Source organism: Burkholderia arboris (assembly GCF_038723655.1).
Classification (GTDB): Bacteria; Pseudomonadota; Gammaproteobacteria; order Burkholderiales; family Burkholderiaceae; genus Burkholderia; species Burkholderia arboris.
Map to the genome: position 1 here is coordinate 3,605,790 of NZ_CP109821.1, position 14,068 is coordinate 3,619,857.

13 protein-coding genes and 1 tRNA gene are annotated in these 14,068 nt (G+C 66.1%); 6 read left to right on the plus strand and 8 right to left on the minus strand.

Annotated elements, in window-relative coordinates:
* The first annotated feature begins 2 nt into the window (after nt 1-2).
* A complete protein-coding gene (locus OHZ10_RS16930) occupies nt 3-383 on the plus strand; it encodes a thioredoxin family protein (protein ID WP_059232896.1) in 381 nt (126 codons plus the stop codon).
* A gap of 193 nt (nt 384-576) precedes the next feature.
* On the plus strand, nt 577-3,174 hold the full coding sequence (locus OHZ10_RS16935) for a DNA topoisomerase III (RefSeq protein WP_174994333.1): 2,598 nt from the start codon (nt 577-579) through the stop codon (nt 3,172-3,174).
* Between the two features lie 130 nt (nt 3,175-3,304).
* Here the strand turns inward: OHZ10_RS16935 and OHZ10_RS16940 are convergent, their stop codons facing one another.
* The gene (locus OHZ10_RS16940) at nt 3,305-4,354 is read right to left on the minus strand and encodes a LysR family transcriptional regulator (protein ID WP_059232894.1); all 1,050 of its coding nucleotides are present in this window, start codon (nt 4,352-4,354) and stop codon (nt 3,305-3,307) included.
* Between the two features lie 427 nt (nt 4,355-4,781).
* Here OHZ10_RS16940 and OHZ10_RS16945 point away from each other — a divergent pair, with 427 nt between their 5' ends.
* Nucleotides 4,782-5,795 (plus strand): D-2-hydroxyacid dehydrogenase family protein, encoded by a 1,014-nt coding sequence (locus OHZ10_RS16945; protein WP_256085363.1) that lies wholly within the window; start codon nt 4,782-4,784, stop codon nt 5,793-5,795.
* Between the two features lie 48 nt (nt 5,796-5,843).
* On the opposite strand, the gene OHZ10_RS16950 is transcribed toward OHZ10_RS16945, so the two are convergent.
* Together OHZ10_RS16950 and OHZ10_RS16955 are read right to left on the minus strand one after the other, a co-directional pair.
* Nucleotides 5,844-6,710 carry a patatin-like phospholipase family protein gene (locus OHZ10_RS16950; protein WP_174994335.1) on the minus strand — a complete coding sequence of 289 codons (867 nt, stop codon included), beginning with the start codon at nt 6,708-6,710 and terminating at the stop codon, nt 5,844-5,846.
* An 8-nt stretch (nt 6,711-6,718) separates the two neighbouring features.
* Nucleotides 6,719-7,123 carry a PaaI family thioesterase gene (locus OHZ10_RS16955; RefSeq protein ID WP_059232891.1) on the minus strand — a complete coding sequence of 135 codons (405 nt, stop codon included), beginning with the start codon at nt 7,121-7,123 and terminating at the stop codon, nt 6,719-6,721.
* A gap of 190 nt (nt 7,124-7,313) precedes the next feature.
* On the opposite strand from OHZ10_RS16955, the gene OHZ10_RS16960 reads away from it, so the two are divergent.
* Both OHZ10_RS16960 and OHZ10_RS16965 read left to right on the plus strand, forming a co-directional pair.
* Nucleotides 7,314-7,389 (plus strand) — tRNA-Lys (locus tag OHZ10_RS16960).
* Nucleotides 7,390-7,718: 329 nt separating this feature from the next.
* Nucleotides 7,719-8,624: a DUF3592 domain-containing protein gene (locus OHZ10_RS16965; protein ID WP_425394775.1), complete on the plus strand. Its 906-nt coding sequence runs from the start codon at nt 7,719-7,721 to the stop codon at nt 8,622-8,624.
* A 40-nt stretch (nt 8,625-8,664) separates the two neighbouring features.
* Here OHZ10_RS16965 and OHZ10_RS16970 read toward each other — a convergent pair whose 3' ends face one another.
* A complete protein-coding gene (locus OHZ10_RS16970) occupies nt 8,665-9,279 on the minus strand; it encodes a CGNR zinc finger domain-containing protein (protein WP_174994336.1) in 615 nt (204 codons plus the stop codon).
* An 81-nt stretch (nt 9,280-9,360) separates the two neighbouring features.
* Here OHZ10_RS16970 and OHZ10_RS16975 point away from each other — a divergent pair, with 81 nt between their 5' ends.
* Nucleotides 9,361-10,176, plus strand: a complete 816-nt coding sequence (locus OHZ10_RS16975) for an alpha/beta hydrolase (RefSeq protein WP_340624554.1) — start codon at nt 9,361-9,363, stop codon at nt 10,174-10,176.
* Nucleotides 10,177-10,200: 24 nt separating this feature from the next.
* Here OHZ10_RS16975 and OHZ10_RS16980 read toward each other — a convergent pair whose 3' ends face one another.
* From OHZ10_RS16980 to phnY, 4 genes are all read right to left on the minus strand, one after another.
* Nucleotides 10,201-10,959, minus strand: a complete 759-nt coding sequence (locus tag OHZ10_RS16980) for an amino acid ABC transporter ATP-binding protein (RefSeq protein ID WP_342703256.1) — start codon at nt 10,957-10,959, stop codon at nt 10,201-10,203.
* Nucleotides 10,956-11,636 carry an amino acid ABC transporter permease gene (locus OHZ10_RS16985; RefSeq protein WP_059232887.1) on the minus strand — a complete coding sequence of 227 codons (681 nt, stop codon included), beginning with the start codon at nt 11,634-11,636 and terminating at the stop codon, nt 10,956-10,958. The genes OHZ10_RS16980 and OHZ10_RS16985 overlap by 4 nt, the downstream gene beginning before the upstream one ends.
* Nucleotides 11,637-11,650: 14 nt before the next feature.
* The gene (locus tag OHZ10_RS16990; RefSeq protein ID WP_059232886.1) at nt 11,651-12,433 is read right to left on the minus strand and encodes an amino acid ABC transporter substrate-binding protein; all 783 of its coding nucleotides are present in this window, start codon (nt 12,431-12,433) and stop codon (nt 11,651-11,653) included.
* A gap of 180 nt (nt 12,434-12,613) precedes the next feature.
* The gene (gene phnY, locus OHZ10_RS16995) at nt 12,614-14,068 is read right to left on the minus strand and encodes a phosphonoacetaldehyde dehydrogenase (protein WP_059232885.1); all 1,455 of its coding nucleotides are present in this window, start codon (nt 14,066-14,068) and stop codon (nt 12,614-12,616) included.

Consider the following 14,068-nt stretch of genomic DNA (forward strand, 5'->3'; position numbering starts at 1 on the left):
CCATGCCCGCGCTGAACCTCGACACCGATGCGGATCGGATCGCCGAGCGCCTCGCCGATCCCGGTACGTTGCTCGTCGCCTGCCTGTGCGCCGAATGGTGCGGCACGTGCCGCGACTACCGGACGGCCTTCGACCAGCTCGCCGACGCGCATCCGGACGCCTGCTTCGCCTGGATCGACATCGAAACGCATGCCGACCGGCTCGACGATCTCGACGTCGAGAACTTCCCGACGATCCTGATCGAGGATGCGAACACCGCACGCTTCTTCGGCACGGTGCTGCCGCACGCGGCGATCGTCGAGCGGATGCTGTCCGACCTGAGCGCGGTACCCGGCGTGCCGCACGCACCGAAATTGCGCGACGTCCTGATCGTCGAAGCCTGAATTCGCGGGCCGGCCAGGCGGTTTTGCGCATGTTTGCGCGTCCCGCCGCGGCGGGCGCTTGCCGCCGTTGCAGCCCCCCTCTATGATGAGCCGCTTTTTACACGCTGAGCCGCCGTCGCTTCGGCGTGTGCTATAAAGCGGTCGTAAAAGGGACCCACAACCGGCGAACCCGGTCTACCAACACACACCTGTCATGTCCAAAGCACTGATCATTGCGGAAAAGCCTTCTGTCGCGAACGACATCGCACGCGCTTTGGGCGGCTTTACCAAGCATGACGAGTATTACGAGAGCGACGATTTCGTCCTTTCGTCCGCTGTCGGCCACCTGCTGGAAATCGCCGCCCCGGAAGAGTACGAGGTCAAGCGCGGGAAATGGAGCTTCGCGCATCTACCCGTCATCCCCCCGCATTTCGACCTGAACCCGATCGCAAAAAGCGAGTCGCGCCTCAAGGTGCTCACGAAGCTGATGAAGCGCAAGGACGTCGACCGCCTGATCAACGCATGTGACGCGGGGCGCGAGGGCGAGCTGATTTTCCGCCTGATCGCGCAGCACGCGAAGGCGAAGCAGCCGGTCCAGCGCCTGTGGCTGCAATCGATGACGCCGCAGGCGATCCGCGACGGTTTCGCCAACCTGCGCAGCGACACGGACATGCAGCCGCTCGCCGACGCCGCGCGCTGCCGCTCGGAAGCCGACTGGCTCGTCGGGATCAACGGCACCCGCGCGATGACCGCGTTCAACAGCAAGGGCGGCGGCTTCTTCCTGACGACCGTCGGTCGCGTTCAGACGCCAACGTTGTCGATCGTCGTCGAACGCGAAGAGAAAATCCGCCGTTTCATTCCGCGCGACTACTGGGAAGTGAAGGCCGAATTCGCGTGCGCGGGCGGCTTCTACGAAGGCAAGTGGTACGACCCGAAATTCAAGCGCGACGAATTCGATCCGGAAAAGCGCGACTCCCGCCTGTGGAGCCTGCCGGCTGCCGAAACGATCGTCGCCGCATGCCGCGACCAGGTCGGCACGGTCTCCGAGGAATCGAAGCCGTCGACGCAACTGTCGCCGCTGCTGTTCGACCTGACGAGCCTGCAGCGCGAGGCGAACAGCCGTTTCGGCTTCTCGGCGAAGAACACGCTCGGTCTCGCGCAGGCGCTGTATGAGAAGCACAAGGTGCTGACCTACCCGCGTACCGATGCGCGCGCGCTGCCGGAAGACTACCTGTCGACGGTCGAGTCCACGCTCGAGATGCTCAAGGAGAGCAACAACTATCTGCCGCATGCGAAGCAGGTGCTCGACAAGGGCTGGGTGAAGCCGAACAAGCGGATCTTCGACAACTCGAAGATCAGCGACCACTTTGCAATCATCCCGACGCTGCAGGCGCCGAAGTCGCTGTCCGAGCCGGAGCAGAAGCTGTACGACATGGTCGTGAAGCGCTTCCTCGCCGTGTTCTTCCCGGCGGCCGAATTCCGCGTCACGACGCGGATCACCGAAGTCGCCGGCCACCACTTCAAGACCGAAGGCAAGGTGCTCGTCGAGCCGGGCTGGCTGCAGGTGTACGGCCGCGACGCGGAAGGCGCGGACGCGAACCTCGTGCCGGTGCAGAAGGACGAGAAGGTGAAGACGGACGAAATCGCCGCCGTCTCGCTCGTGACGAAGCCGCCCGCACGTTACTCGGAAGCGACGCTGCTGTCGGCGATGGAAGGCGCGGGCAAGCTCGTCGAGGACGACGAGCTGCGCGAAGCGATGGCCGCGAAGGGCCTCGGCACGCCGGCGACGCGCGCGGCGATCATCGAAGGCCTGCTCGGCGAGAAATACCTGCTGCGCGAAGGCCGCGAACTGATCCCGACCGCGAAGGCATTCCAGCTGATGACACTGCTGCGCGGCCTCGGCGTGAAGGAACTCACCGCGCCCGAGCTCACCGGCGAATGGGAATACAAACTGTCGCAGATGGAGCGCGGCAATCTCGGGCGTGAAGCGTTCATGCAGGAAATCGCCCGCATGACGCAGCAGATCGTCAAGCGCGCGAAGGAATACGATTCCGACACGATCCCCGGCGACTACGCGACGCTCGAGACGCCCTGCCCGAACTGCGGCGGCCAGGTGAAGGAAAACTACCGCCGCTTCGCGTGCACGAAGTGCGAGTTCTCGATCTCGAAGATTCCGGGCAGCCGGCAGTTCGAGATCCCGGAAGTCGAGGAGCTGTTGCAGAAGAAGGAAATCGGGCCGCTGTCCGGGTTCCGCAGCAAGATGGGCCGTCCGTTCTCGGCGATCCTCAAGCTGTCCTTCGACGACGAGACGAAGAACTACAAGCTCGAGTTCGATTTCGGCCAGGACCAGGGCGGCGAGGACGGCGAAGCGCCCGACTTCTCCGCGCAGGAACCGGTCGGCGCGTGCCCGAAGTGCAAGGGCCGCGTGTTCGAGCACGGGATGAGCTACGTGTGCGAACACTCGGTGGCGAATCCGAAGACCTGCGACTTCCGCTCGGGCAAGGTGATCCTGCAGCAGGAAATCACGCGCGAGCAGATGGGCAAGCTGCTGGCCGACGGCCGCACGGACCTGCTGCCGGGCTTCAAGTCGTCGCGCACCGGCCGCAACTTCAAGGCATTCCTCGTGAAGCAGCCGGACGGCAAGATCGGCTTCGAGTTCGAGAAGAAGGAGCCGAAGGCTGCCGCCGCGAAGAAGACGGCAAAATCGGCGACGAAGGATGCCGAAACCGTGACGGAAGGCGCCGAAGAGAAGCCGGCACCGGCCCGCAAGACCGCCGCCCGCAAGACGACGGCGCGCAAGACGGGTTCGTAACGGCCCGGCCGCCGGGGCGCCCCCGGCGCGTCAGGCTCCGTCACGCAGCCAATAAAAAAACGCGGATCGATCGCTCGATCCGCGTTTTTTCTTTTGTGCCGGCGGCAACCGCCGCCCGACCGTCGCGCCGTTACAGCGGCGACGGCACCGCCACGCGCGTGCGCGGCGAACGCGGCAGGCGCGGCGACAGGTTCGGGTCGGCCGCTTCCGGCTGCTCCGCACGCGTCTCGACGCCGATCGGCGCGAGCGCCGAACTCTGCGCGGCCCACTGCTCGCCCATCGTCGCGTCGGTCGAGTGGCTGAAATGCTCGACGAGGTGGTCGATGAACGTGCGCACCTTCGCCGGCAGATGGCGCCGGCTCGGGTAAGCGATGTTGATCTCGACCTGCGGCAGCCGGAACTCGGGCAGCAGCCGCACGAGCGCGCCGCGCGCGATGTCGCTGCCGATCAGGTAGCTCGGCAGGATCGCCACGCCCATCCCGAGCAACGCGAACTGACGCAGCATCGCAGTGTTGTTCGCGACGATCACGTTGGTCGGGCGCACGCGCACTTCGCCGTCCGGCCCCGTGAACACGCGCTCGTCGCCCCAGTATTCGGTCGGCAGGCTCAGGCTCGGGTGCTCGGCGAGCTGCTCCGGATGGGTCGGCACGCCGTGCTTCTCCAGATAGCTCGGTGTCGCGCACACGGTCATGCAGCCGGTGGTCAGGCGCCGCGTGACGATGCTCGCGCTGCGCATCTGGCGCGTGACCACGATGCCGACGTCGAAGCCTTCCTCGACGAGATCGACCTGGCGGTCGACCAGCGTGAGATCCGGCACCACTTTCGGGAAATTCTCCGTGTACGACTGCAACACGGGCGCGAGGTTATGCAGGCCGAACACGACCGGCGCGACGATGCGCAGCGTGCCGACCGGCTCGTGATTGCGTGCGACGACCATCTGCTCGACATCCTCGAGCTCATCGAGGATCTGGCGGGCACGCTCCAGATAGACCTGACCCGACTCCGTCAGGGAGAGGCTGCGCGTGGTGCGGTTAAGCAAACGCGTGCCGAGCCGGCCTTCCAGGTCCGCGACGTGGCGCGTCGCGACCGCGTTGGAAATATCCATTGCGCTCGCGGCCCGCGCGAAACTGCCGAGATCTGCAACCTTGACGAACACGCGCATCGACTGCAAATGATCCATAAACGACTCCTGCCGCTAGTACAACTTCAAAAAGATGAAGCAAATGCGTAATTCTCCTACGACAGCGGAAATGATGCAGAGTTGCTCAACAAGGGGCCGGTTGACGATAAAAATAGTCAAAAATCCTCGCCTTCTGCGGATAGATGATCCAATTATTCTGATTGGAGCAACAATTGGGTGAACCTCGTCGAGTAAGTAGCTGAATCAGGAAAGACGTGTTTGATGCGACACAACAGCGCACCCTTCCGCCCAGCACGCGAGCGGCGCCGGGTCAGGCTCCCGCCAATTGCGGCGGAGCGTAACAACCTGTTAAAAAGACACCATCCGGGCGGCCAACGTAGCATCATGTCGGCCCCGGCCGGGCGGGACGGGTGCGCGACGTGCGCCGCCGCCACTGCCGCTTTCAACGCGCGACACCCCGTTCACCATGAAAATTGCCATCCTCGACGACTACCAGGACGCCGTCCGCAAGCTGAACTGCTTCGAGATGCTCGCCGGCCACGACGTAAAGGTCTTCAACAATACGGTGCGGGGCCTGGGACAACTCGCGAGCCGTCTGGCGGAAGTCGAGGCGCTCGTGCTGATTCGTGAACGGACCCCGATTTCCTCGCAACTGCTCGCCAAGCTGCCGAACCTGCGCATGATCAGCCAGACCGGCCGCGTGTCGAGCCACATCGATCTCGAAGCCTGTACCGACCGCGGCATCGCGGTGCTCGAGGGCTCCGGTTCGCCGATCGCGCCCGCCGAGCTGACCTGGGCGCTGGTGATGGCCGCCCAGCGCCGCATTCCGCAATACGTTGCGAACCTGAAGCAGGGTGCGTGGCAGCAGTCGGGCCTGAAGACGTCGGCGATGCCGCCGAACTTCGGCCTCGGCCAGGTGCTGCGCGGCCAGACGCTCGGCATCTGGGGCTACGGCAAGATCGGCCGCCTCGTCGCCGGCTACGGCAAGGCATTCGGGATGAACGTGCTGATCTGGGGCCGCGAGCATTCGCTCGAGGCCGCGCGCGCCGACGGCTACACGGCCGCCGAGAGCCGCGAGGCGCTGTTCGAGCAAAGCGACGTGCTGTCGCTGCACCTGCGCATGCACGACGACACGCGCGGGATCGTGAAGCAGGAAGACCTGATGCGGATGAAGCCGACGTCGCTGCTCGTCAACACGAGCCGCGCCGAGCTGCTCGAGGAAAACGCGCTCGTCAACGCGCTGTCGCACAACCGTCCGGGGATGGTCGCGATCGACGTGTTCGAGAGCGAGCCGATCCTGCAGGGCTACAGCCTGCTGCGCATGGAAAACGTGATCTGCACGCCGCACATCGGCTACGTCGAACGCGAAAGCTACGAGCTTTACTTCAGCGCGGCGTTCCGCAACATCCTCGCGTTCGACGACGGCGACATGTCGAGCGTCGCCAACCCGGAAGCGCTGACGCCGATCCGCAAGCGCTGATCGCACGGGCTGCGCGCGTTGCGCGGCCCGCCTCTCCCTTCCCGATCGTCAGGCGGCCCCGCGGCCGCCCGTCATCGCGCCGACGCGCGTGAGGAAATGCTCGCCGTCGCGCCGCCCGAGATCGTACGCATGCCGCATCTGCGACGGACTCGTGTAATCCCAGCTCGAAATCGGCACCTTGCTCGACGGTTGTACGTACAGCCGCCGCTGGTCGCCGTGCGCGACCGTGAACATCTGCGGCCGCGGATACAGCCGCGTGACGAGCACCAGTACGTCACCCGGCGACGGGTCGAGCGCATCGACCGGCACGTTGTCGACCATCCCGCCGTCGAGCACGGGCCGGCCGCCGCGGCGCAGCACCGGCGTGAACGGCGGCGTACAGGACGACTGCAGGATCAGGTCGGCGAGTTCGTCGACACGCGTGCAGGCCTGCGCGCGCACGAATTCCGGCCGAAAGCCGAGCGAGCGCCCGAGCGTCGGGTGCAGCGTCTTGCGAACGTACTTCTCGATGTTGTACGCGACCAGGCCTGCTGCGACCGCGCTGCGCGCGCCGAGCCAGCGCGGCACGTGCGATACGCCGATGCGGATCTCCGGCGCGCCGGCCAGCTTCGCGAACGGCTCGCCGTAGATGTCGAGCAACGCCTGGCGATAGATCCGGTAGTGCGGAAACACGGGCTCGCGCCCGAACAGGTTGCCCCAGTACGCGTTCTTGCGGTTGTGGCGCAACGCCTCTTCGTAATAGCGCATCACCCACGCGGCGTCACGCGTATACAGCATGCACGCGGTCGCCGCGCCGGCCGAGATGCCGGTGATCACGCGCGGGCGCAGGTCGAGCGCCGGCCGCGCGACATCCCAGAAGCCGGCCTGCCACCAGCAGCGATTGCCGCCGCCCGCAAAGACGATCTGGTCGAACATCGCGCCGCTCAGCTGACGAGCGCGTAGGTCGACGTCGCGTGGACGGCCATCTTGCCGTCCTCGTCGAACAGCTCGACTTCGCCGAACACGAGGTTGCGGCCCATCCGCAGCACGCGCGCGGTGACGAGCACGTCGCCCTTGCGCACGGGACGCATGAAGTTCGTGTTCAGCGATACCGTTGTCATCGGCCGGAATTCGCCGAGCGCGACCGAGATCGCGACCACCATCGCAGTGTCGGCGGCGGCCGTGAACACCTGGCCGCAGATGATGCCGCCCGAATGGCGGAATTCGCCGGAAAACGGCAGGCGCAGCGTGACGCTGTCGTCGCCGATCGACACGGGGACCAGACCCAGCGAGCGGACCCACGGGGCCAGCAGGCGATCCAGCAATTCGCGGACTGCGTTTTCGTCCATCTTCGAATGTCCAGAAAGCGTTGCGCGACCGCCGCGCAACACGTGTGGCGTCATCATACCGGGAGCGCGCAAACCGCGACCGCTCGTTATCGCGCCGACAGCTGCCGTTGGCGGGACGAAATATTTTGAGGAAATTTGCAGAAAGGTCTTGCCAGGGCTGAAGAACTCATGCATAATCTTTCTTCTGTTGGGGGCGTTAGCTCAGTTGGTAGAGCAGCGGACTCTTAATCCGTAGGTCGAGTGTTCGAGTCACTCACGCCCCACCAGGAATTTCAAAGGCCGGTTAGCGCAAGCTAACCGGCCTTTTCCTTTTCCGCCGCCGTATTCACGGCGCGCGCCATTCGCGGTACGCAACCGCACGCCTCTCGCGCATCGTTTCCGCTAGAATCGTCCGACAAATACCACACGACCGGCGCAGGCACTGTCGTTTGCCCGCCGGCACTGAGAGAACATGGGACGTCAGACATGGAAGCATGTGAACGAGACGCGACCATTCAGAGGGCCTGGTTGCGCCGATATCGGCTTGTCCGCCGGGACGAGCCGCTCACCCGATCACACCCGACTCCGCCGCGCGACGCACAAACTGGATCGGATCATGCCGGGTAAGGACGCGCTCGTCGCGATACTGCTCGGCGTCGTGCTGCTCGTGCTGGCCGGCGTGTTCGCCGCCACGGCCGGCGGCGAAACCGGTCGTCTGGTCCGTGCGCCAGGCACGGTCGTGCGCATCGTGCAGGACAGCGACGCGATGCGCGCGTACCGGCCGATCGTCGCGTACCTGTCGAACGACGGACAGCGCCGCGAAATTGCCGGCAATACCGCATCGACCGTCCCCGCGTACGACATCGGCGAAAACGTCGACGTGCTGCTCGACCCCGACCACCCCGACCGCCCCGCCCTGATCGACGATTTCTCGCAACGCTGGTTTCCGGTGGCCGTGCCGGCGCTGCTCGCCGTCGCGTCGTTTGCGATCGGCGGCCTGCTGATCGGCGGCGAGCGCCGCCGCCGGCAATCCGAACCGCCGCCGACCCGCGCCACACGCAAGGAAGCGAAGCGCCGCTGGGATGTCGCGATCGTGCTGATTCCGATCGCGATCGGCACGGGCTTCCTCGCCGGCGCCGGTGCGACCGGGCTGCGTCAATGGCAGATCGTCCATCACTACGCGCGCTCGACCGGCCATGTCGTCGAGATTGCGAAAAACGGGCGATCGTCGCGGTCGCGCGCGTCGCTCTATTCGGCCATCGTCGCATTCACGACCGACAGCGGGCGGCTGATCACGTTCGCCCAGGGCTCGGCGTCGTCGCATCCGGGCCTGCACGAAGGCGACGCGGTCGACGTGCTGTACGACCCCGTCACCCCCGAACGCGCGATCGTCGACCGTTTCTGGGATCGCTGGGGCCTCACGGCGATCCTGTTCGCGATCGGTGCGCCGTTCCTCGCGGCCGGACTGTTCGTCGCCGCGACGCTGTGGCCCGAACATCGTCCGCACGAAGCCGCCCAGTGATGCGCACGGGACGCGTGCGACGACCGTAGCGGCACGCGCTTCACCGCTCCCGGAACGCCTCGACCTTCGCGCGGTTTCCGCACGTGCGCATGTCGCACCAGCGCCGCCCGACGCCACGGCCGCGATCGACGAAGAACCACGTACACCGGCCGCACTGCCGCACACGCGCGAAATCGTCACTGCGCATCAGCTGCTCGAAACCGAGCGCGGCCGCATCGATCCAGCGTGACGCGGCGCGCGCATCAGGCCGCCACGCAAAGCGGCCGCCGACCGCGTCGAACGCGCTGCGGCCGATCGCTTCGCGGATCGCCATCGCAAGCCGGTCCGCGGCGCGCGCACCGGCGCTCCCCCCCTCCTCCGCCGTCAGGTGCACGATCGCGGCGTACGCGTCGTCGCGAAAACGGCGCAGCGCCGCCAGCTCGTCAGGTCCGTCCAGCCGCGGACGACGCAGCAGCCGCGCCAGATCGTCCGGCGCCAGCAACCCGGATGGTTCGGCCCACGCGCGCACGGCCGGCCAGTCGACGAGCTTGTCCTCGTCGCGCGTCTTGCCCGTATCGGCCACCGTGTTGAGGAAGTCGAGCGCCGGATGCCCCCCGACGAAATCCGCCGCGCCCCAGGCGGGCGCGAATTGCGCCGGCTCAGATCGAGTAACCATTTATTTTCACCTGTCGGTTTCACATCCGGACAATCCGGCGTAACCTGTTAACAACCAAAACAGGTTAGCACGGAGAAGCCGATGCTCGAACTCGCGAATCGCTTCAATTTCGAAGGCCACCGGATCGCATGGGGCACGCTCGGCGAAGGCCCGCCGCTCGTACTCGTGCACGGCACGCCGTTTTCGTCGCAGGTCTGGCGCCGGATCGCACCGTGGCTCGCGCGGCGTCATCGCGTGTATTTCTACGACTTGCTCGGCTACGGCCAGTCCGACATGCCGGACGCGGACGTGTCGCTCGGCCGCCAGAATGCGCTGTTCGGCGCGATGCTGAATGAATGGAAGATTTCACGGCCACGCGTGCTTGCACACGACTACGGCGGCGCAACCGTGCTGCGCGCGCACTTCCTGGACGGCATCGCGTATGCGGATCTCACCCTCGTGAATCCGGTCGCCATCGCGCCGCAGGGGTCGCCGTTCGTGCGCCATGTCGCGCAGCACGAAGCCGCATTCACCGGCCTGCCCGCGTATGCGCATCACGCGCTCCTGTCGGCCTATCTCGGCAATGCGGTCGCGCGGCCGCTGAGCCACGAAGCGCTGTCGATCTACCGCGCGCCGTGGCTCACGCCCGCCGGTCAGGCCGCGTTCTATCGCCAGATCGCGCAGATGCGCCAGCGCTACATCGAGGAAGCAGAGGCCCGCTACGCGCCGCCTGATTTTCCGGTGCGTATCGTGTGGGGCGAGGACGACGCGTGGATTCCGCTCGAACAGGGGCAGGCGCTCGCCGATCGCATCGCGAACGGCAAGCTGATCACGGTGCCGCACGCGGGCCACCTGGTCCAGGAAGATGCGCCGGAGGCGATCGTCGCCGCAGTCCTGGACGGGCACGCGCCGGACTGACCTCCGCCGGCATCGCGTGTCGTATCAGAACGCCGGCACGCCCTGCGCGAGCGTCGCGACGAACTTCGCGGTGCGCGGGTCGCGCGGCCGGCCGAACAGGTCGCGCGAGGCACCGGCTTCGACAATGCGACCGCCCGCGAGGAACACCGCGTCGTGCGCGATCGATGCGGCGAGGCGCAAGTCGTGCGTGGCCATCAGCATCGTCGTGCCTTCGCGTGCGAGCTGGCGCAGCACCTCGACCACTTCGACGGACAGCTCAGGATCGAGCGCCGACGTCGGCTCGTCGCACAGCAGCACCTGCGGCGACGGCGCAAGCGCGCGCGCAATCGCGACGCGTTGCTGCTGGCCACCCGACAGCGTACCGGGCCACGCGTCGGCCTTGTCCGCGATGCCGACCTTCTCCAGCAGCGCAAGCGCGCGCTCGCGAGCCCGTTCGCGCGGCCAGCGCTGCACGGTCACGAGCCCTTCCATCACGTTCTGCACGACGCTCAGGTGCGGAAACAACTGGAAGTTCTGGAACACCATGCCGGTCTGCCTGCGCACCGCGAACACCGCGTCGCGCGACGGCCGGTGCCCCGGCGCAAATTCAATGCGCGCATCGCCGACCGCGAGCGTGCCCGCTTCCGGCACTTCGAGCAGGTTCACGCACCGCAGCAGCGTGCTCTTGCCGCTGCCGGACGGCCCGATCAGCGCGGTCACGCTGCCCGGCTGCAATGCGAGGTCGATGCCGCTCAGCACGCGATGCGCGCCGAACGACTTGTCGATATGGTCGAGACGGATCACCGCAACTCCGCCTGGAACAGCGCGTGACGGCCGAAGCGGGCTTCGAGGCGGCGTTGCAGCGTGGACAGCACCGAACTGAACAGCAGGTAGATCAGCGCGGCTTCGGTATAGAGGATCAGCGGCTCGTATGTCACGGCCGCGATCCGCTGCGCCGCCTGGAAAATCTCGGGCACGGTCAACACGGCCGCGAGCGACGTGTCCTTCACGAGCGAGATGAACGAATTCGACAGCGCGGGCAACGCCACGCGTGCGGCCTGCGGCAGGATCGCGCGGCGCAATGCCTGCGCGCGCGTCATCGCCATCGAGTACGCGGCCTCCCACTGCCCCTTCGGCATCGATTCGATCACGCCGCGAATCACCTCGGCGTTGTACGCGCCGACGTTCAGCGAGAAGCCGATCACGGCGGCCGTCAGCGGGTCGAGCACGATGCCGACGTTCGGCAATCCGTAGAAGATCACGAACAGCTGCACGAGCAGCGGTGAGCCGCGGAACAGCCAGATATAGAAGCGCACGGCGGCCTGCGCCCAGCGCGGCCCGAACAGCCGCGTGAGCGCCGCGCCGAATGCGAGCAGCAAGCCGATCGCGAACGACGCGAGCGTGAGCGGAACCGTGAACACGAGCCCTGCGTAGAGCAGGGGCCGCAGCGATTCCGCCATCAGGTGCAGCCAGGCCGGCATCGTTCAGTCTCGCGTCACGGCTGCGACACGTCGCGGCCGAAGTACTTCTGCGAGATCTTCGCGTAGGTGCCGTCGGCCTTGATGTCCGCGAGCGCCTTGTCGATCGCGGCCACCAGCGCGGGGCTGCCCTTGCGCAGCAGCACGCCGGACGCGTCGCCGGCACCGGTCTTGTCGGTCGCCGCGACCTTCAGTTTCGCGTCGGGCTTGTGCTTGCGGAAATCGAGGTACGACAGCGAATCGTTGATCGTCGCGTCGACGCGCCCGGACGTCAGCAGGTCGATCGATTCGTTGAAGCCCTGCACCGGCACCACGTCGGCGCCATGCGCGGCCGCGAGCTTGCCGAAATTGCTCGTCAGCGTGTTCGCGGATTTCTTGCCCTTCAGGTCGTCGAACGAGCGGATCGCCGTGTTGTCCGCGCGCACGATCAGCACCGCGTGCGACGTGATGTACGGGGACGAGAAATCGTATTTCGCCTTGCGCGCGTCGGTGATCGACACTTCATTGACGACCGCGTCGTAGCGGTTCACGTCGAGGCCCGCGATCAGTCCGTCCCACTTGCCTTCGACGAACTGCGGCTTCACGCCGAGGCGCTGCGCGATCGCCGTGGCGATATCGACGTCGAAACCCGTCAGCTTGCCCGTCTCGTCGTGGTACGTGAACGGCGCGTAGGTGCCTTCGGTGCCGACCCGGAACACGCCGGCCGACTTGATCTGCGACAGGTCGTCGGCAGCCAGCGCACTGGTGGCCGCAGTGGCCTGCAGCAGCGCGACGATCAGGATGGAGCGGAGGAATTTCATGGTGCGGACCCCGAATGATTGGAGAGAATCATCCCGCCGGCATGCCAGCGCCGTTCGAGAAGTCCGCGAATTCTACCGACGCGTTGGAGCACGGCAAAAACGCAAATCGGCTAACCATATGAGCCGATCGAATAACGCCCGCACCGGCTGCGAAGCCGGCGCGGGCGCCTTACACGCCACTTACCACGGCAGCGAGTACGTCTTCGTATTCGTGAAGCTCTTCATCGCTTCCTGCACGCCCTCCTTGTACCCGAGCCCCGAATCCTTCACGCCGCCGAACGGCGTCAGTTCGAGCCGGTAGCCGGGCACTTCGCGCACGTTCACGCTGCCGACTTCCAGCTCGGTGATGAAACGCGTGATGTTGTCGAAGCGGTTCGTGCACACCGACGACGACAGCGCGTAGTCGGTGCTGTTCGACATCCGGATCGCTTCGTCGATGTCGCGAAAGCGCATGATCGGCGACACCGGGCCGAACGTCTCGTACTTCACGAGCGGCATGTCGGGCGTCACACGGTCGATCACCGTCGGCGAATACAGCGCGCCGTCGCGCACGTTGCCGACCAGCAGCCGCGCCCCGCGCGAAATCGCGTCATTCACCTGCTGCTCGCAGAACTTCGCGGCCGCCTCGTCGATCACCGTGCCCATGTCGACCGACGGATCGGATGGATTGCCGTACGACCACGCACGCGTCTTCTCGACAACAAGCTCGGTGAACCGATCGGCCACCGACTCGTGCACGAGCATCCGCTTGATCGCCGTGCAACGCTGCCCTGAGTTCTTGTACGAGCCCGACACCGCGAGCGTGCTCGCCTCGTCGAGATCGGCGTCTTCCATTACGATGATCGGATCGTTGCCGCCGAGTTCGAGCACCGCGCGCCGGTAGCCCATCCGCGATGCGATCGACTTGCCGATCGACACGCCGCCGGTGAAGGTGATGAGATCGATCGCCGGGTTCGTGATCAGCTCGTCGGCGATCTCCCTCGGGTCGCCGGTGATCACCTGCAGCATCTGCGGCGGCAAGCCGGCCTCATACAGGATGTCGGCAAAGAGGTAACACGACAGCGGCACCTTCTCCGACGGCTTCACGACGATCCGGTTGTTGGTCGCGACCGACGGCACGATCTTGTGCGCGACCTGGTTCATCGGGTGGTTGAACGGCGTGATCGCCGAAATCACGCCGAGCAGCGGATCGCGCTGCGTGTACACGCGGCGTTTCTTGCCGTGCGGTGTCAGGTCGCACGAAAAGATCTGCCCGTCGTCCTTCAGCACTTCACCGGCGCCGAACGTCAGCACGTCGGCCACGCGGCCCGCTTCGTACGTCGAATCCTTGATGCACAAGCCGGCCTCTGCCGTGATCAGCGCCGCGATCTCCGCCGTGCGCGAGCGCACGATGTCGGCCGCACGGCGCAGGATCGCCGCGCGGTCGTGGCGCGTAAGCGTCGGCCGGTACGCACGCGCAACCGCAAACGCGCGGCGCACGTCGTCCAGCGTCGCCTTCGGCACGGTGCCGACCAGCGTGCCGTCGTACGGGTTGCGCACGTCGATCACCGCGTCCCGATGAATCCGCTCTCCATTGATTCGCAGTGCTTCGCGACGAATCTCGCGGACGTCCGTCGATGCTGCAATGGCGTTCAT

Bases quoted from the DNA above. Each gene is read 5' to 3' on its own strand.
- OHZ10_RS16930 (WP_059232896.1), top strand. From the start codon at position 3: ATGCCCGCGCTGAACCTCGACACCGATGCGGATCGGATCGCCGAGCGC.
- OHZ10_RS16935 (WP_174994333.1), top strand. From the start codon at position 577: ATGTCCAAAGCACTGATCATTGCGGAAAAGCCTTCTGTCGCGAACGAC.
- OHZ10_RS16940 (WP_059232894.1), bottom strand. From the start codon at position 4,354: ATGGATCATTTGCAGTCGATGCGCGTGTTCGTCAAGGTTGCAGATCTC.
- OHZ10_RS16945 (WP_256085363.1), top strand. From the start codon at position 4,782: ATGAAAATTGCCATCCTCGACGACTACCAGGACGCCGTCCGCAAGCTG.
- OHZ10_RS16950 (WP_174994335.1), bottom strand. From the start codon at position 6,710: ATGTTCGACCAGATCGTCTTTGCGGGCGGCGGCAATCGCTGCTGGTGG.
- OHZ10_RS16955 (WP_059232891.1), bottom strand. From the start codon at position 7,123: ATGGACGAAAACGCAGTCCGCGAATTGCTGGATCGCCTGCTGGCCCCG.
- OHZ10_RS16965 (WP_425394775.1), top strand. From the start codon at position 7,719: ATGCCGGGTAAGGACGCGCTCGTCGCGATACTGCTCGGCGTCGTGCTG.
- OHZ10_RS16970 (WP_174994336.1), bottom strand. From the start codon at position 9,279: ATGGTTACTCGATCTGAGCCGGCGCAATTCGCGCCCGCCTGGGGCGCG.
- OHZ10_RS16975 (WP_340624554.1), top strand. From the start codon at position 9,361: ATGCTCGAACTCGCGAATCGCTTCAATTTCGAAGGCCACCGGATCGCA.
- OHZ10_RS16985 (WP_059232887.1), bottom strand. From the start codon at position 11,636: ATGCCGGCCTGGCTGCACCTGATGGCGGAATCGCTGCGGCCCCTGCTC.
- OHZ10_RS16990 (WP_059232886.1), bottom strand. From the start codon at position 12,433: ATGAAATTCCTCCGCTCCATCCTGATCGTCGCGCTGCTGCAGGCCACT.
- phnY (WP_059232885.1), bottom strand. From the start codon at position 14,068: ATGAACGCCATTGCAGCATCGACGGACGTCCGCGAGATTCGTCGCGAA.